Origin of the sequence: Microbacterium bovistercoris (assembly GCF_003387575.1) — a bacterium.
GTDB lineage: Bacteria > Actinomycetota > Actinomycetes > Actinomycetales > Microbacteriaceae > Microbacterium > Microbacterium bovistercoris.
Genome location: NZ_QUAB01000030.1, coordinates 1 through 17,964 on the forward strand (window position 1 = coordinate 1; position 17,964 = coordinate 17,964).

Sequence of the window (17,964 nt, forward strand, 5' to 3'; positions counted from 1 at the left end):
CCCGGCGCCCGGCGCCCGGACGCCACCCCCCGCCGCCCCGGCCCCGGCCCGGCCGCCCGCCTCAGGGCGTGACGATCGGGAACGACGGGTCGAAGCGGTCGCACAGCCCGAGAAGGGTCTCCAGCAGCCCGGCATCCCCGTCGATCGTGATCGCGCCGTCCGGCAGATCCGCGGGCATCGCCGCGCCGAGCGCGAGCATCGCGAAGGCGCCGTGCTGCACGACGACCGACGCGCCGGCATCCTCGCGCCACCGGCCCATCGTCGGCACCAGGCATCCGTTGCTGATCTCGAGCACCGCCCGCTCGCCGGTGCCGGCGATCTCCACATTCAGCACCATCGGATGCCGCGCAGCGCGCGGCCCGATCAGCCGGATGCCGAGGTAGCTCAGCATCATCTCGAGAGTCATCGCCCCGATGATGTCGGGGGTGACCGTCTGCGTTCCGGGCGGAGGCGTGCCCAGCCGCAGCTCGCGCGCGCCGCACAGGTAGAAGTTGCGCCACACCGCCGACTCCGCCTGGTAGCCGAGCTGCTCGAACGCCGCCGCCTGCAGTTCACGGGCCTCACGCGATGTCGGGTCGGCGAACACGGCGTGCCCGACGACCTCCGCGACCCAGCGGTAGTCGCCCTCATCGAACGACGCTCGCGCCTTCTGCAGCAGTGCGTCCGTGCCGCCCATGAAGTCCACGTATCGCACCGCCGCCGACACCGGATCGTGCGGGTCGAGGTTCGCCGGGTTGCCGTCGAAGTAGCCGAGGTACTTCTGGTACACCGCCTTCGCGTTGTGCCGGAGGGTGCCGTAGTAGCCGCGGTTCGACCAGAACTCGCCGAGGGCCGGCGGCAGTTCGATGAGCTCGGGGATCTCGTCGATCGTGTGCCCCGAGTTCGCCAGGCGCAGCGTCTCGTCGTGGATGTAGCGGTACAGGTCGCGCTGCATCGTGAGCAGCTCGACGCAGCGCTCCCTGCCCCATGCCGGCCACTGGTGGCTGACGAAGACGACGTCAGTGCGATCGAGGAAGTGATCGATCACCTCGCCCAGGTACTCGCTCCAGGCGATCGCGTCGCGCACCTGCGCACCACGCAGCGTGTACAGGTTGTGCATGGTGTGCACGACGTTGTCCGCCAGGCACAGCGCGCGGTGCTCGGGCAGGAACACGTTCATGTCCGAGGGCGCCTCGGCACCGTGGGTCACCTGGAACTCCAGCACCACGCCGTCGATCTCGAGCGTCTCACCGGTGTGCGTCACGGAGTGCGTCGGCGGGATCAGCGTGAGCGACCCCGCCGAGATCGCCGGGCCCAGCCCCGTGGTCACGAGCCCGCGCGGGTCACGGTCGAGCTGAGCGCCGTACATGAACGCGGCGCGCCGCGACATCGCGTTGCCCGCGAACACGTTCTCGCTCACCGCGTGGCCGAGAAAGTCCGCCGGCGCCACGATCGGGATGCCGCGATCCGCGACATCCTCCGCCGAGACGACTCCCTTGACACCGCCGAAGTGATCGACGTGGCTGTGCGTGTAGACGACACCGGTCACCGGGCGGTCGCCCAGGTGCTCCCGCACGAGCGCCATGCCGGCCGCCGCGGTCTCGGCGGACATCAGCGGGTCGATCACCACGTAGCCGGTGTCGCCGACGACGATCGACATGTTCGAGAGGTCGAATCCGCGCACCTGGTACACGCCGTCCACCACCTCGAACAGCCCGTGCCTCGCGCTCAGCCGCGCGTTGCGCCACAGGCTGGGATTGACCGTGTCTGGCGCCTCTCCTTCGAGGAACCCGAAGGACTCCATCTCCCAGACCACGCGGCCTTCGGCATCCGTGATCCGGCACGGGTGGAGCGTGCCGAGGAACCCGCGGTCGGCCTCGTCGACGTTGCGCCGGTCTTCGAAAGGCAGCGTCTCGCGCACGATCTGCTGGGATGCCGCGGTCGTGGCCGTCGCGGCGAGCGCGGTCATCGTCGTGTCCGTCATGTCAGCTCTCCTTCGCGAAGCGCGCCAGGCGCGCGGCATCCCGGTCCGGGCGCATCATCAGGATCGCGACCACGCCGCCGATGAGCAGCACGACGCCCATCACCGTCAAGGCGCTCTCGTAACCGGAGGACAGGTCGGCGGCGTTGCCGATGATCCGGCCGGTGACGATAGGACCGAGCACGGCCCCGAGACTCGCGATCGCCACGTACAGGCCGAGGACGGTGCCGCGCTGCTGCGGCGGGACGAGCTCGCCGCACACGGTCGTCGAGATCGCGAAGATCATACCGCTCAGGCTCATCGCGATCGTGAGGAAGACGAACTGCGCGACGCCGCTGGTGAACGAGGCGAACACGAAGGTCGTGACGCCCGAGACCAGCAGGCCGACGCCGCCGAACAGCCCGCGTCCGATCCAGCTGGAGCGTCCGGCCGCCATCAGCCGGCGGGCGACGACGCCCTGCACGACCAGGACCACGGCCGCGAGCAGCCAGGGCGCGACGATCAGCACGCCGACCTGCTTCTTCTCGTAGCCGAGGGCCTCCTCGAGGTAGGCGGGGATCCAGGACAGCAGCACAGCCATGCTCCAGTACGCGGCGAACGACGCCAGCACGGCGCCCACGAACGTGCCCGACACCAGCAGGCGGCGCCACGGCACCTTCATGCCCTGCAGGCGGCTCGCGCCCTCCGCCTGGTAGCCGGCCTCACCGGCATGGCTGCTCGTGGTGCCGATCGTGCCCTCCTTGCCGACGAACAGCCAGATCACGGCCCAGATCACGCCGAGCACGGCGAGACCTGCGAACGCGGGGCGCCACCCCTGGGTCGCGATCACGGCGGTGAGGATGGGGGCGGCGACGATGACGCCGACCGTGGCGCCCATCTCGAGCAGCGCGGCCGGGCCGTTCCGGTCCTTGTCGCTGAACCACTTCTGCATCGAGTGGTTCGCGATGCCGAAGGTCGGACCCTCGACGGCGCCGAGCGCGACCCGGCTTGCGAGCAGCACGCCGAAGGTGACCATGCCGAGCAGCGGGGCGATGCACACGCTCCAGCCGATCGCCATCCAGAACAGGATCCGCTTGGTCGAGAACTTGTCGGCCAGTACGCCGCCGAGCAGGGCGGTGATGCTGAACAGGAGGAAGAATCCGCCCGACACGAGCCCGTACTGCTGGTCGGTCAGGTGGATCTCGCGACGGATCTCGGTCGCGGCGAGTCCGAGCACGGCCTTGTCGGCGAAGTTGATCATCATCAGCACGAACAGCATGATCGTGACGGTCCATGCGCGCCGCCGATGGGCGGCCGACACCACCGTCGGCTCGGTCGTCGTCTTCGTTGTCATCTGGGGAGGCTCCTTTGCCTGCGTGGGGGATCTGCGAGCTTCTTCGGGTTGTGGAAACATCGCAACGCATACGAGTCTTGAACCAGCATTCAGGCCGTGCAATCCGAATCTTCCACAGCACAGGACGGGACGACTGTGACTTCGACACAATCCGACGCGCGAACGGCGATCCTCGACCGGTTCGCCGACTCGACTGGCGGGGCCGTGCGGTCGCTGGCCGCCGAGGACCGGGCGCTCGCGGACATGCCCGCGGAGATCCTGCGGTTCGAAGTTCCGGATGCCGGGCGCTACTACTTCACTCATATCGCGGACGCCCTGCGGGAGCGGCGCCCGCTCGCCCAGGCCGAGCTGGACTGGGTGCGCACCCGTTCGCGGGTGCGCGCCGATGAGGATTTCCCGCTCGAGCTCGTGATGCACAACTGGCTGCGGGGCGCCTCGGTGCTGGCATCCGCTCTGATGGATGCGGCGCGACCCGGCGAGGAGCAGGCCCTCATCGGTCTGCTGCGCGACCTGTGGGGTCCCGTCGACCAGTTGGTCTCGACCGCCGCTGCGACATATCTCGAGCGCCGCGACGTGCTCGCTCGGCACGAGCGCGGGGCGGAGCAGCTCGTCGCCCGGGCGCTGCTCGCCGGGCAGGATGCCGAAGGGCTGGCGCAACAGGCCGATCTCGTGATCGCCTCCGAATACGACGTCGTCTCGCTGACATTCGCCCGCCCGCAGGCCGCCGACGCGGCCGCGCTGGTGGTCGCACGGCGACGACGGATGCTGCGCATCATGACCGCCCTCGACCGCGCGGGCAGACGCGACGTGCTGGTCGCGATCGACGAGGATGCCGGGTTCGCGCTGGTGCCGCGGCCGGACGGTGCGGACGGTGCGGCCGGAGCCGCCGGAGCAGCCGGAGCAGCCGGAGCAGCCGGAGCAATCGTAGAGCTGATCGCGCGGGCGGGCGGGCCTGTGGAGGCGTCTGCAGTGTCCAGGGCGCAGGTCAGCGGCATCCAGGATGCGGCGGAGGAGGCGGCACGGGTGCGGCGTATCGCGGTGGCGAACGGGCTCGGCCCGGGTCCGCACGAGCTCGCCACCGTCGCGCTGGATTACCAGCTCGGTGCTCCCGGAATCGCACGCGACCGCATCGCCGCCGTGCTCGAGCCGCTGGCGCGAACCCCGGAACTGGTGCTCACCGCCGAAGCGCTGCTTCAGTGCGACGGCGACCGTGCCAGGACTGCGCGGATGCTCCGCGTGCATCCGAACACGATCGCGAACCGCATCGCGCGGATCACGTCGCTGATCGGCTTCGATCCGCTCTCCACTCGCGGGATCGTGGCGCTCTCGGCGGCGTTCGCCGCCCGCCGCGCGGAGCGGCTCGCCCCCTGAGCCCGCAGTCCGACGGAAGCATCCGCCGCAGCTGCGAAACCGACCGCGCGGTCGAAAACGCCGCCCACAGCGCCTCGCGGGATGCAATATCGACCACGCGGTGACGAACGCCACCCACGGGCATCCTCACGCCGCACTCCGCCGCAGCTGCGAAATCGACCACGCGGTCGAAAACGCTGCCCGCCGCCGCGCGGGACATGCGAAACTCACCACGCGGCGCGCCGAACGCCGGTTGCACATGCGAAACCGACCACGCGGTCGAAAACGCCGCCGCCCACGACAGAGAGCGGGCGCGGGCGCCGTCAGGCCTCGGGTTCGCCGCCGATCAGGCCGCGCAGCCAGTCGCGCGCTTCGACGAACACGTCGTCGGCGTAGCGCTCGGGGTACTGCACGATCTTGCGGTCGGCACGGGGATACGACCCCAGGAACACCACGCGCGGGCTGAACCGGCGGATGCCGAGCAGCGCGTCCGCCATCCGCTCGTCGTAGACGTGGCCGTCGGCGTCGAGCACGAAGCGGTACCGGCCGAGTTCGTCACCGATCGGACGGGACTGCAGCAGCGACAGGTTGATCCCGCGGGTGGAGAACTGCTCGAGCAGCTCGAGCAGCGCACCGGCGTGGTCCTCGGGAAGCTCCACGATGAGGGAGGTCTTGTCCGCCCCGGTCGGCGGCACGGGGGTCGTCGTCCGCGTCACGAGCACGAACCTGGTCTGCGCGTTGGCGTTGTCGCCGATGTCCTCGGCCAGCACCTCCAGCTCGTGGTGCTGCACGATGCCCGGCGCGGCGATGGCCGCCTGCGCGGGCAGGCTGCCGTCGAGGATGCCGATGGCGGATGCCACGTTGCTGGCCGCCGGCACGTGCGAGTGCTTCGGAAGGTGAGCGCCGAGCCAGCTGTGGCACTGCGCGTACGCGACGGGGTGCGCGGCGATCACCGACACGTCGTCGAGCGTCGTGCCGGGCGCCGCGACCAGCACGAAGTTCACGTTCACGAGGTATTCGCCGACGATCCGCAGCCCCGGCTGGGTGGCGAGCGCGTCGAGCGTCGTCGAGACGCCGCCCTCGACCGAGTTCTCGATCGCGATCATCGCGGCGTGCGACACCCCGGAGAGCACGTCGCCGAGCGCCTCGCCCACGTTGTGCACGGGCTTCCAGTGGTGACCGCGTGCCTCCGGCACCTGATCGAGTGCCGCCTCGGTGAAGGTTCCAGCAGGGCCCAGGTAGCTGTAAGTGCGGCGATCGGTCACCCGGCAAGCCTAGTCCCGGGCGCGTCATCGGGAATCGATCGTCACCGAAGGTGCGCAACGGGGCGGTGCGGGGCAGACTATGCACATGAGCAGCCGTGCCGGCCTCCCCGCGGAGGAAAGCGACCTGATCGACGTCGACGAACTGATCGCCGCCTATTACGACCGCCATCCCGATCCGAATGCCTCCGCCGAGCGCGTAGTGTTCGGCACCAGCGGCCATCGCGGCTCGGCCCTGACGTCGAGCTTCAACGAGGACCACATCCTCGCGACCACGCAGGCGATCGTCGACTACCGGACCGGGCAGGGCATCAGCGGCCCGCTGTTCCTCGGCCGCGACACGCATGCCCTCTCGCTGCCGGCCGAGCGCACGGCGATCGAGGTGCTGATCGGCAACGGCGTGGACGTGCGCGTCGACTCCAGGGAGTCGTGGGTTCCCACGCCGGCCCTCAGCCACGCCATCCTCACCTACAACCGCGGCCGCGCAGCATCCGACGCCGGCCGCGCCGACGGCATCGTCGTGACCCCGTCGCACAACCCGCCGCGAGACGGCGGCTTCAAGTACAACCCGCCGAACGGCGGGCCGGCCGACACGGATGCCACGGGCTGGATCGCCGACCGCGCCAACGAGCTCATCGCCGGCGGCCTGGTCGACGTGAAGCGCATCAGGCACGCCGACATCGACGACTCCACCATCGGCACCTACGACTTCCGCGACGCCTACGTGCGCGACCTGCCCTCGATCATCGACGTCGAGGCGATCAGGCGCGCGGGCGTCCGCATCGGCGCAGACCCGCTCGGCGGGGCGTCGGTCGAGTACTGGGCGCTCATCGCGGAGATGCACGGGCTGGACCTCACCGTCGTCAACCCCGAGGTCGACCCGACCTGGCGCTTCATGACGCTGGACTGGGACGAGAAGATCCGCATGGACCCGTCGTCGCCGAGCGCGATGGCGTCGCTGGTCGCCAAGAAGGGTGACTACGACGTGCTGACCGGCAACGACGCCGACGCCGACCGGCACGGCATCGTCACCCCGGATGCCGGGCTGATGAACCCCAACCACTACCTCGCCGTCGCGATCGACTACCTGTTCTCGCACCGCGAGCAGTGGCCGAGGGATGCCGCGATCGGCAAGACCCTCGTCTCGTCGATGATCATCGACCGCGTCGCCGAGTCGCTCGGCCGTCGGCTGCTCGAGGTGCCGGTGGGCTTCAAGTGGTTCGTGCCGGGGCTGCTCGACGGCACCGTCGCGTTCGGCGGCGAGGAGTCCGCCGGTGCGTCATTCCTGCGCCGCGACGGCTCGGTGTGGTCGACGGACAAGGACGGCATCCTGCTCTGCCTGCTCGCCGCAGAGATCATCGCGGTGACCGGCAAGAGCCCGTCGGAGCGCTACGTGGAGCTCGAGGACGCCTTCGGGGCATCCGCCTACCAGCGCGTCGACGCGCCGGCGACTCCGGAGCAGAAGGCGACGCTGTCGAAGCTCGCACCCGAAGCGGTCTCGGCGTCGGAGCTCGCCGGTGAGCCGATCACGGCGAAGCTGTCGCACGCGCCTGGCAACGGTGCGGCGATCGGCGGGCTGAAGGTGCAGACCGAGCACGCCTGGTTCGCCGCGCGCCCGTCGGGCACCGAGGACGTCTACAAGCTGTACGCCGAGAGCCTGCGCGGCCCCGAGCACCTGGCACAGGTGCAGGAGGAGGCGCGGGCCGTCGTGAGCGCGGCGCTCGGGGGCTGAGCCCAGAGCGAGGAGCGCCAGAACTCACCCGCTCCGGGCCCGGAGCCAGGAGCGCCAGAGCTCACCCCGCCCCGGGCCCTGAGCGAGGAGCGAGGAGCGAGGAGCGCACCCCGCTACCGGACCCTGAGCGAGGAGCGCCAGCGACGAGACGAAGGGCGTGGCCAACGCGTCCTTCGTCTCGCTCCGCTCGCTCAGGAGCCGGTTTCCGTGGCCAACGCGTCCTTCGTCTCGCTCCGCTCGCTCAGGAGCCGGTTTCCGTGGCCAATCGCGCACCGGCCTCGCGCAGCCAGCGGGCCGGATCCGCGAGAGCGGCCTCGGACGAGCCCGAGAGCTCCGTCAGCGACACGGATGCCGCGAAGAGCGACGTGTCGGCATCCGCGGTGATCCGCCCGGCGACCACGGCGGCCGGCACCCCGGCATCCTCCGCGAGACCGGCGACGAACGACGGCACCTTGCCGTCGCCGGACTGCCCGTCGTAGGAGCCCTCGCCGGTGATCACGAGGTCGGCGGAGGCGATGGCCTCGGCCAGGCCGATCAGGCGGGCGACCTCGGAAGCCCCTGGCAGCAGTCGCGCGCCCCAGGCGACCAGCGCCCCGCCGACGCCGCCCGCGGCTCCGGCTCCCGGCGTCGCCGGATCCAGCCTCAAGAGGGCAGCGAGCGCCGCGAGGGCGGCATCCGTCCGCGCGCGATCCTCGCCATCGGTGAGCCCCTTCTGCGGGCCGAACACCTCAGCCGCTCCGCGCGGTCCGGTGAGCGGATTCGTGACATCGGTGAGGACGAGTGTCTCCGGCGCCGGGCGCAGCCCGCTGAGGTCGACCCGCGCGATCGCCGGCAGGCCGCGCGCGCCGGGCGCGACCTCGCTGCCCGCCGCATCGGTGAACCGCGCGCCGAGCGCGCGCAGCACCCCGGTGCCGCCGTCGGTCGACGCGCTCGAGCCGATGCCGAGCACCAGCCGGGACACCCCGTGGTCCATGGCGGCGGCGATCGCCTGGCCGAAGCCGGTCGAGTCGGCGTCGAAGGGCCGCAGTTCGCCGAGCAGCTCGATGCCCGAGGTGGAGGCGAGATCGATCACGGCGGTTCCGCGCGGAGCATCCTCCGTCGCCGGCAGCAGCAGCCATGCGGTGTCGACCGGCGTGCCGGCCGGGCCGTCGACCGTGACAGGCATCCGCACGGCTCCGGGCACCGCCGCCGCGAACGCGGCGACCGTGCCCTCTCCCCCGTCCGCCATCGGGCGCATCAGGAACTCCGCGCCGCCGCCCCAGCCCTCGGCGAGAGCGGATGCCGCATCTGCAGCCGTGATCGTGCCCTTGAAGCTGTCCGGCGCCAGGACGACGCGCATCAGTCGATCCCGGGCGTGCTGCCGCGCACGACGACCTCGAGGTCGGCCTCGGGCTGCTCCCACTCGGCATCCACCGTGGCACGGAACGCCTGATAGCCGAGTTCGCTCAGGGGCACGCGGACCGTCGTGAGCTGCGGGGTGACGTCGCGGCTGACCGGCACGTCGTCGAAGCCGCACACCGCGATGTCCGAGCCCACCGTGCGGCCCGCGTCGCGGATGGCGGTCATCGCGCCGACCGCGACGACGTCGCTGAGCGCGAAGACCAGAGTGCCGGGCTCGACACCGTCTGCGAGCGCCACGGTCATGCTCTCCGCACCGTCCTCGCGCGCGAACCCGCCGCGGTAGGTGCGCACCACGTCGCCCCCGCCAGATTCGAAGCCCGCGGAGAAGCCGGCGAGACGGTCATCGGAGGTGCGCACGCCCTCCGATGCTCCGAGCACGATCGCTGTACGGTAGCCGCGCGCCGCCATCTCGCGGCCCAGCCGCTCCGCGCCGCCATGGTTGTCGATCTGAACACCACGGTCTCCGCCGGGGCCGAAGGTCACCGTGCGTGCGCCGAGGGAGGAGAACGCGGCCAGTTCGTCGGGGCTCTCCTGCCCACCGTCCTCGCTGCGGGATGCGGCGAGGATGACGCCCTGCGGACGCTGCCCGCGCAGTGCGCGGAGGATGCGGTTCTCCCGCTCGGGATCCCGCTCGGTGATCGCGATCGTGACGACCAGGCCGCGTTCGTCCGCACCGCGCGCGACGCCGGACGCGATCAGGCCGAAAAACGGGTCGGCGATGTCGGCGACGAGCAGTGCGATCACCGGCGAGGTGCCGCGGGCGATCGACTGGGCTGAGATGTTGGCCGTGTACCCGAGCTCGTCCGCTGCCTGCTCGACGCGCTCGCGGAACGAGTCGGCCACCTTGCGCTCCGAGCCGTTCAGCACGCGCGACGCCGTGGCCAGCGAGACCCCCGCGGCCCGTGCGACGTCGTGCAGCGTGGGGGTCGAGGAGCGCGCGGCGCGCCGGCCTTCAGCTGTGGTCATGAGCCGAGCCTATCGATCGTCTTCCCGGTTTCCGGGCGGCATCTCCGGCCGTTCTCCAGCCCGGCCGCCGGCCGCCGATCGGTTCGGGGCGCACTTCGTCCCGGAACGGTCGCCGCCGCGAGGCGGGACGAACGGCGCCCGGGACGATGCCGGACGTGCCGAAGCGGGACGAACTGCGACCCGGGCACCGGAGGAGACCGGCAGACGTGTTCACGCCGCGTCCATGATCCAGCCGCGCAGCGTCGCGGCCTCGGCGGCGAGGATGCCGGGGTCGTCGTCGAGCACGAACTCCAGCAGCGCGTCGCGCGGCGGCACCGCCGCACGGGATGCCGCCGAGAAGAAGCCCCGCCACAGGCTCTCGCGCTCGTGCAGACGCAGCCGTTCGGCCTGAGGCCACCACGAGAAGACGTGCGCGGCGCTGACACGATCCTGCAGGGCCGCGTAGTCTGCGAGCGCGGATTCGTCGGACGCCGCGACGTTGGGCTGCCAGTAGGTCGACAGGGCAGGCACCTCGTTGAGCAGGCGCCGCGTCGTGGCGGCGGTGTCGGTGAGGGTGCGGGAGTGGTACTCCAGAGCGAGCATGATCCCGCGGGCGGCCGCCTGTTCCGCGGCAACCTTCAGGCGGGCGATCATGGTCGCCCAGTGCTCGTCCGAGGCGTCTGCCGAGCCGACCCCGCCCGCCCAGATGCGCACCCGATCGGCACCGAGCGCCGCGGCGCTGTCGAGCACGGGCTCGAGGTCGTCCTGCACGCCGGGTCGGAAGTACGAGCCGTATGAGCAGACCGCGAGTCCGGCATCCGTCGTCGCCCGCGCGACCTCGGCGGCGCGAGCGGTGTCGCCGGGCGGCACGTGCACGTCACCGCCCCACTCGATCACCTCGAGGCCCGCGGCGGCGGTCGCCTCGACGACCTGCTCGGCCGTCAACTGCCGGAAGGTCACGGAGCAGAGTCCAGGTCGCATGATCATCCTTCTATCCTCGTCTCCATCGCTGTTCCGGTCCCAACGGTTGCGGGTGTTCCGCGACCGCACCCACATCCATCGAGACCGGAACTGGAAGGGGTCGACCCCCGGAATGCTCCGGTCCCAACGGTTGCGGGTACTCACCAGCCACACCCACATCGAGTGAGACCGGAGCAAGGGGTAGGTCCGCCCCCGGAATGCTCCGGTCCCAACGGTTGCGGGTGTTCGGAGGCCTCGCCGCCGGGTCAGGGCAGGTGCGGGGAGACCGTCGCCGCAAAGGCCTCCGCCGTACGGGCGACGACCGACTCCGGGGCATCCGCCCAGATGTCGGCGTTGAAGATCTCGACCTCGATGTCGCGGTCATAGCCGGTCTCGACCACCGCGCGCGTGAGCGAGGCGAAGTCGATCACGCCGTCGCCCATGTAGTGCCGCGACAGCAGCACGTCGGCGGGCAGCGGCGTCTTCCAGTCGCACACCTGATACGTCGAGATGCGGCCCTCACGGCCGGCGCGGGCGATCTGCTCGTAGACCTGCGGATCCCACCAGATGTGGAAGGTGTCCACGGCTGCGCCCACGACCGACGGATCGAAGTCGGCGGCCAGATCCAGCGCCTGGCCGAGCGTCGAGACGACGCAGCGGTCGGAGCCGAACATCGGATGCAGCGGCTCGATCGCCAGCGTCACCCCGGCATCCTGCGCGTACGGCGCGAGCTCCGTGAGGGCATCGTGCACGCGGGAGCGCGCGCCGATGAGGTCACGCGATCCCTCCGGCAGCCCGCCGGCGACCAGCACGAGCACCGCGGTCGATCCCGCGGCGCCGGCCGCGGCCAGCGCCGCGGTCTCGTCGATCGCCCGGCGGTTGTCGTCGAGGGATGCCCGGCGCTCGGGCCCCTCGGGGAGTGTGAAGAACCCGCCACGGCAGTGCGTCGAGAACCGCAGCCCCGAGTCGGCGAGCATCTTCGCGGCGGTGTCGAGGCCGACCTCGTTCACCGGCTCGCGCCAGAGCCCGATGGACTGCACTCCGGCATCCGCCGTGACCTTCAGCGCGGTGGCGAGATCGGCGTACTTGATCGTGGCCTGGTTGATGGAGAGACGCGGGTCGACAGTCATTCGGAATCCCCCTTCACCTGGCGGACGGATCTGCAGATGGCGGATGCTGCGGCGGCGCGTCGCCCGCCGAACGCAGATCGCTCCGCCATCCGCCGGCGAGCCCTCACGAGAGAACCCCGTTGAGAGCGAGCATGCCGTGCCAGCGCTCGCGCGCCAACTCGGGGTTCTCCAGCGCGAGCGAGGCGTTGGCCAGCTCCACGATCCGCGACAGGTGCGGCAGGCTGCGCGCGGAGTGCAGGCCGCCGACCATCTGGAACGCGGGCTGGTGGCCGTTCAGCCAGGCCAGGAACGCGACACCGGTCTTGTAGTAGAACGTCGGCGCGGCGAACACCTGCCGGCTGAGCTCTTCGGTGGGGCCGAGGATGCGTCGGTACTCGGAGTGATCCCCGGCATCCAGCGCCTGGATGGCGGCCGATGCGACCGGCGTGATCGCGGCGAACGCGCCGAGCAGCGCGTCGGAGTGATCCCGCTTCGTCTCGTCGCTGCGCTCCTCGCTCAGCGCCCGGGAGCCGATCAAGCCCACGTAGTTGAAGTCGTCGCCGGTGAACATGCGCACACCCTCGGGGAGTCGCTCACGCACCGAGATCTCCGACTCCGCGTTCAGCAGGCTCATCTTCACGCCCGCGACCTTGCCCGGGTTCTCGGCGATGATGTCGAGGAGCACGCTCGAGGCCGTCTGCCAGTCGGATGCTCCGAAGTAGCCCTCCAGCTCGGGGTCGAACGCGGTGCCGAGCCAGTGCAGCACGACAGGGGTCGTGGCCCGCGACAGCACCGCGCGGTAGACCCGGCGGTAGTCGTCGGCGCTCTGCGCGACCCGTGCGAGATGGCGGGAAGCCATCAGCACCGGGCCGGCGCCCTGCTCCTCGGTGAACTCCAGCTGCGAGATGTAGGCGTCGATCACCTGGTCGAGCGAGATGTGCGTCTCGTCGACGTGGTCGGTGTTGACGCCGACGACGACCGAGCCGCCCTCCTCGAGGGCGACCTCGGCGCTGCGCGCGATGAGCTCACGCGTGGCCGCCGCATCCAGGCCCATGTTCCGCTGCGCGGTGTCCATGGCGTCGGCGACGCCGAGCCCCCAGGAGTACACGTTGCGACGGAACGCGAGCGTCGCATCCCAGTCGATGTCGGCCGGCTGGCCGGGGGTGTTGTCGGCGTGCACCTTCGGCACGACGTGGGCCGCCGCATAGGCGACCCGCGACTGCAGCGGTGCGGTCGGGCGCTGATACCCGCCGGAGTCGTTCAGCGCGGCATCCGACAGTTCGCCGGTTGCCGAGAGCAGGCGGAGCGTCGTCATCAGAGCGACAGCTTCTCGATCGCGACCTTGCGGCCCTCGGCGCTGGACGCCAGGCCGGCTTCGGCGAACTGCACGCCGCGGGCGCCGGCCATGAGGTCGAACGGGTAGTCGGTGCCCAGCACGTAGGACTCCAGGTACTCCTCCCACTGCTGGCGGAAGCCGTTCAGGAACACGTCGTTGGTGGGCACGTTCTGCCAGTCGGCGTCGTAGTCGTGGGTGTCCTCGAGGTCGGGGTTCCAGACCGGCTTCGGGGTGGCGTTGCGCGGCTGGATCTTCGCGCCGAACAGCCCGACCACGGCCGATCCGTGCGTGCCGTCGACCTGGAACTCGACCAGCTCGTCGCGGTTCACGCGCACGGTCCAGGAGGAGTTGATCTCGGCGATGACACCGCCCTCGAGCTCGAAGATGCCGTACGCGGCGTCCTCGGCGGTGGCGGTGTAGTGCTCGCCGTTCTCGTCCCAGCGGTCGGCGATGTGGACAGCCGCCTGCGCGTACACGCTCTTGACCTCGCCGAACAGGTTCTCCAGCACGTAGTTCCAGTGCGGGAACATGTCGGTGATGATGCCGCCGCCGTCCTCGGTGCGGTAGTTCCAGCTCGGGCGCTGCGCGGGCTGCCAGTCGCCCTCGAAGACCCAGTAGCCGAACTCGCCGCGCACGGAGAGGATGCGGCCGAAGAAGCCGGAGTCGATCAGGCGCTTCAGCTTCTGCAGGCCGGGCAGGTAGAGCTTGTCGTGCACGACACCGGTCTTCACGCCCGCAGCGTCGGCCAGGCGCGCCAGCTCGACGGCCTCGTCGAGCGACTCGGCGGTGGGCTTCTCGGTGTAGATCGCCTTGCCGGCGGCGATCGCCTTGCGGATGGCGGTGGCGCGGGCCTTGGTGACGAGGAAGTCGGCGTAGATCTCCCACTTCGGGTCGGCGAGGGCCGCGTCGAGGTCGGTGGTGTAGTCCTCGATGCCGTGCTTGGCGGCGAGTTCGGCGAGCTTCGCCTCGCTGCGGCCGACGAGGATCGGCTTGACGGTCACCCGGGTGCCGTCCGAGAGCTCGATGCCGCCCTGGTCGCGGATCGCGAGGATCGAGCGCACCAGGTGCTGCCGGTAGCCCATGCGTCCGGAGACGCCGTTCATGATGATGCCGATCTCGCGAGTCGCCATGTGTCTGTCCTGTCTTCAGTGGAAGTTTCGTGCGCTTCGCCGGAATGATTGGGTAAGCGCTTTCCCATATGAAAGCAGGTTCTGTCGGCGAGCGCAAGCCTCGGGCGCCGGAACCTTCCCCCGGCTCCGGTCTCACTCGTTGCGGGTCGCGGAGCGAAAAACCCGCAATGAGTGAGACCGGAGCAGCTGAGTGGCGCGCAGTCGTGTTCACTTCTGTTCACCTCTCCCCGTGAGTCGCACAGACCCTGTCACGATGGCGGCATCCGCCGTCATCCCGACAGCGGTGAGATTCGAGGAGGAATCCGTGCCCAGGAAACCCTTGCGGCTGCTCGCCGCGGCAGCAGTCGGAGCGCTCTGCCTCTCCGGCGCCACCGCGACCGCTGCCGTCGCCGCCGACGGCCTCGCCGGCGCCGTGCACTACGCCAGCGATCTCGACTGGGTCTCCGCCGAGAACGGCTGGGGACCCGTCGAACGCGACTACAACAACGGCGCCCGCGGCGTGCCCGACACCAGCCGGACCATCCAGTCGATCCGCGGCGTGCAGTACCCGAAGGGCCTCGGCACGCACGCCCCGGCCCGCATCGTGTACGACGTCGACCAGCAGTGCACCCAGCTGCTCGGGTACCTCGGCATCGACGACAGCCAGTCCGGCAAGGGCCGCGTCGACTTCGTCGTGAAGGTGGACGGTGCCGAGGAGTACCGCATGGAGCGCAAGGGCACTGACCCCGCGGCGCGACTCAACCTCGATCTGAAGGGCGCCGACACGATCGAGCTCATCGTCGAGCCCGGCCCCGAGGGCAACGGGAACGACCACGCGGACTGGGCCGACCTGCGCATCAACTGCACCGACGCCTACGTGGCCCAGCCGCTGACGATCACGCCCGACGACGTCGACCTGTCGCTGCTGGCTCCTGGTGCACCTGTGGCGGTGACGATCGACGGCGCCGCCCCGCGCGTCCCGGTCTCCGTCGGCTTCGCCGGTGCCGAGGTCGTCGTCAACTCCGACGACGCCGGCCGCGCGACGGCATCCTTCGTCGTGCCGGCCGGCACCGAAGCGGGCGAGCACCCGATCACCGCCCGCGCCGAATCACTGTTCGGCGCGATCGCCGAGGGCAGCATCGTTGCGCACGTCGTCGAGGTCTCGGACACGGTGTACTTCGTGGACTGCTCCGCAGAGGGCACCGGAACGGGCACCGCGGAGTCGCCGTTCACCTCGCTCGCACAGCTCGCCGAGGTGCAGCCGTTCCAGCCGGGCCAGTCCGTGCGCTTCAAGCGCGGCGCGGAGTGTGTCGGCACCTTCGCCCCGACCGGATCAGGTCTCGCCACCTCTCCGATCACCGTCTCGCCGTACGGCGACGGTGACGCCGAGGCGACGATCAACGGAGACGGCGCCCTCGCCGGCATCCACCTGCTGAACGTCAGCAACTGGACGGTCGACGGCATGCACGTGATCAACCCGGGCACGCCGGATCAGCGCCGCGTCGGCATCCTGTACGAGATCAACGACGGCACCAAGCGCAGCGGCGCCGTGCTCACGCGCAACCATGTCGAGAAGGTCGCCGGATGGTCCGACAAGACCACCCTCGGCAACGCGTTCTCCCGCTCGGCCGGCATCTCGGTGCTCGGCGACGGCATCGGCTGGTTCGACGGCATCACCGTCACCGACAACGTCGTCAACGACACCGCCGCGGGCGGCATCAAGCTCTCGGCGCCCGACACCACCCGGCACTACAACGAGGACGTCTACGTCGCACGCAACGACATCCGCGCGGTCGGCGGCGACGGCATCGTGATCCACAACTCCGACAAGCCGGTCATCGAGTACAACTCCGCCATCGACCTCGGTCACGGCGCGTACCCGTTCCTGAAGGGCAACTTCGCCGGCATGTGGCCGTACAACTCGCAGGACCCCCTGTTCCAGTACAACGTCGTGGGCAACAGCGTGGGCTCGACCTACGACTCCACGGCGTGGGACTGCGACATGAAGATCAAGGGCACCTGCACGTTCCAGTACAACTACTCCTACGGCAACGCCGGCGGGTTCTACCTGGACTGCATCTCGGGCTGCGGCACCGCGTCGACCACGACGAACACGATCCTGCGCTACAACGTCTCGCAGGACGACTGCCGGCTCGCGGGCTCCAGCGGCGGCCCCGGGCTTCACCTGATCTACAACAACACCTTCTCGTGCCTGAACAGGCCGTTCGAGGACGACATGAACGCGCCGCGCGAGGTGAAGAACAACATCATCATCGCGCAGGGCGGCACCCTCCGCACCACCAACGCGAAGTACTCGAACAACGCGTACTTCGGCGGCATCCAGCCCGCCGCTACCGAGACCGGTCCGATCGTGGGCGACCCGCGGCTCATCGCCGCGGGAAGCGGTCAGCAGACGCGCGCCCTGCCGGGCTACCGCCTGGCCGTCGGCTCGCCGCTGCTGGGCGCCGGCACGCCGATCGCGGATGCCGGTGAGCGCGACTTCTTCGGCAACCCGATCCCCGCCACGCCCAACATCGGCGCGTACCAGGGTGAGGGCGTCGAGGTGACGCCGCTGCCGTTCGGCGAGCTGGTCAACCAGACCGCCGTCGCCTCGAAGGCGAATCCGCGCAACGGTGCGGTCACCGCGGATCTGCGGGTGTTCTCCGCCGAGGCGCTCGCCGACGCCGGACTCGCCGTGAGCGGGAAGGCGACCGCGTTCGGCGCGGAGATCGACTGGCACCCCACCGCGATCGGCACGCCGGACGCGGTGAAGGCCGCCGGACAGCAGGTCGCCCTGAACGGCGAGGGCGACGCCCTCGTGGTGGCCGGCTTCTCGGCCGGAACCGCGACCGAGGGCGCCGCGACCGTGCACTACCAGGACGGCACCAGCGAGCAGATCCGTATCGCGCTCCCGCTGTGGAGCGACGCCGGAACGGATGCCGCAGACACCGCGCTTCTCGCGAGCAGCACATCGCACCTGCAGCGCACCAAGCCCTACATCGGCGGAACGATCTCCACCGTGCAGGCACCGGCGTCGGTCTTCGCGCAGCGCATCCCGCTCTCGGGCAAGCCGGTGGCGAGCGTGACGCTGCCGGAGGGCAGCCCGGTCACCGGTGACGGCCTGAGCCTGTTCGCCGTGCAGCTCACCGGAAGCGCCGTGCCGACCACGGCCGGAGTGCTCACAGAGTGCCGCGGCCCGAACGCCTGGGTGCACATCACCGTCACGAACGATGACGACGAACCGATCTCGGTCGCCGTGGACACCGAACTCGGCGACGACCTGAAGGTGAAGCTCAACCCGGGCAAGGACACGCGTGCGTCGTTCAAGTTCAGCGGCGCGCTCACCGACGGCGAGGCGACGGTGGTCGCCTCGACCACCTCGGGGGCGCGCACGACGACGGCGGTCCCCTACTCGGGCATCGGCTGCCGCTGACGCGGAAGGACGGGGGCGGCCCGCGTGCGGGCCG

General features: G+C 70.5%; 12 protein-coding genes. 3 read left to right on the forward strand and 9 right to left on the reverse strand.

Going from position 1 to position 17,964, the window contains the following annotated elements:
- Positions 1-61 precede the first annotated feature (61 nt).
- Both DY023_RS04965 and DY023_RS17930 read right to left on the reverse strand, forming a co-directional pair.
- Positions 62-1,963 carry an alkyl/aryl-sulfatase gene (locus DY023_RS04965; protein WP_220347239.1) on the reverse strand — a complete coding sequence of 634 codons (1,902 nt, stop codon included), beginning with the start codon at positions 1,961-1,963 and terminating at the stop codon, positions 62-64.
- Between the two features lies 1 nt (position 1,964).
- The gene (locus DY023_RS17930; RefSeq protein ID WP_181905727.1) at positions 1,965-3,293 is read right to left on the reverse strand and encodes an MFS transporter; all 1,329 of its coding nucleotides are present in this window, start codon (positions 3,291-3,293) and stop codon (positions 1,965-1,967) included.
- Between the two features lie 135 nt (positions 3,294-3,428).
- Here DY023_RS17930 and DY023_RS17935 point away from each other — a divergent pair, with 135 nt between their 5' ends.
- A complete protein-coding gene (locus tag DY023_RS17935; RefSeq protein WP_181905728.1) occupies positions 3,429-4,664 on the forward strand; it encodes a PucR family transcriptional regulator in 1,236 nt (411 codons plus the stop codon).
- A gap of 302 nt (positions 4,665-4,966) precedes the next feature.
- On the opposite strand, the gene pheA is transcribed toward DY023_RS17935, so the two are convergent.
- Entirely contained in the window at positions 4,967-5,908 is a 942-nt protein-coding gene (pheA, locus tag DY023_RS04980) for a prephenate dehydratase (RefSeq protein WP_116241241.1), read from the reverse strand.
- 85 nt (positions 5,909-5,993) lie between these two features.
- Between pheA and pgm the strand changes: the two genes are divergently transcribed.
- Positions 5,994-7,637 carry a phosphoglucomutase (alpha-D-glucose-1,6-bisphosphate-dependent) gene (pgm, locus tag DY023_RS04985; RefSeq protein ID WP_116241242.1) on the forward strand — a complete coding sequence of 548 codons (1,644 nt, stop codon included), beginning with the start codon at positions 5,994-5,996 and terminating at the stop codon, positions 7,635-7,637.
- A 241-nt stretch (positions 7,638-7,878) separates the two neighbouring features.
- Here pgm and DY023_RS04990 read toward each other — a convergent pair whose 3' ends face one another.
- From DY023_RS04990 to DY023_RS05015, 6 genes are all read right to left on the reverse strand, one after another.
- Positions 7,879-8,976 (reverse strand): glycerate kinase, encoded by a 1,098-nt coding sequence (locus tag DY023_RS04990; RefSeq protein ID WP_116241243.1) that lies wholly within the window; start codon positions 8,974-8,976, stop codon positions 7,879-7,881.
- The gene (locus tag DY023_RS04995) at positions 8,976-10,004 is read right to left on the reverse strand and encodes a LacI family DNA-binding transcriptional regulator (protein WP_116241244.1); all 1,029 of its coding nucleotides are present in this window, start codon (positions 10,002-10,004) and stop codon (positions 8,976-8,978) included. Before DY023_RS04995 ends, DY023_RS04990 begins: the two co-directional genes overlap by 1 nt.
- Before the next feature lie 210 nt (positions 10,005-10,214).
- Entirely contained in the window at positions 10,215-10,970 is a 756-nt protein-coding gene (locus DY023_RS05000; protein ID WP_245958598.1) for a sugar phosphate isomerase/epimerase family protein, read from the reverse strand.
- A 239-nt stretch (positions 10,971-11,209) separates the two neighbouring features.
- On the reverse strand, positions 11,210-12,073 hold the full coding sequence (locus tag DY023_RS05005; protein ID WP_116241245.1) for a sugar phosphate isomerase/epimerase family protein: 864 nt from the start codon (positions 12,071-12,073) through the stop codon (positions 11,210-11,212).
- A gap of 103 nt (positions 12,074-12,176) precedes the next feature.
- Entirely contained in the window at positions 12,177-13,367 is a 1,191-nt protein-coding gene (locus tag DY023_RS05010) for a dihydrodipicolinate synthase family protein (RefSeq protein ID WP_116241246.1), read from the reverse strand.
- Entirely contained in the window at positions 13,367-14,518 is a 1,152-nt protein-coding gene (locus DY023_RS05015) for a Gfo/Idh/MocA family protein (protein ID WP_116241247.1), read from the reverse strand. Before DY023_RS05015 ends, DY023_RS05010 begins: the two co-directional genes overlap by 1 nt.
- Before the next feature lie 229 nt (positions 14,519-14,747).
- Here DY023_RS05015 and DY023_RS05020 point away from each other — a divergent pair, with 229 nt between their 5' ends.
- A complete protein-coding gene (locus DY023_RS05020; RefSeq protein ID WP_147303266.1) occupies positions 14,748-17,930 on the forward strand; it encodes an NPCBM/NEW2 domain-containing protein in 3,183 nt (1,060 codons plus the stop codon).
- Positions 17,931-17,964 lie beyond the last annotated feature (34 nt).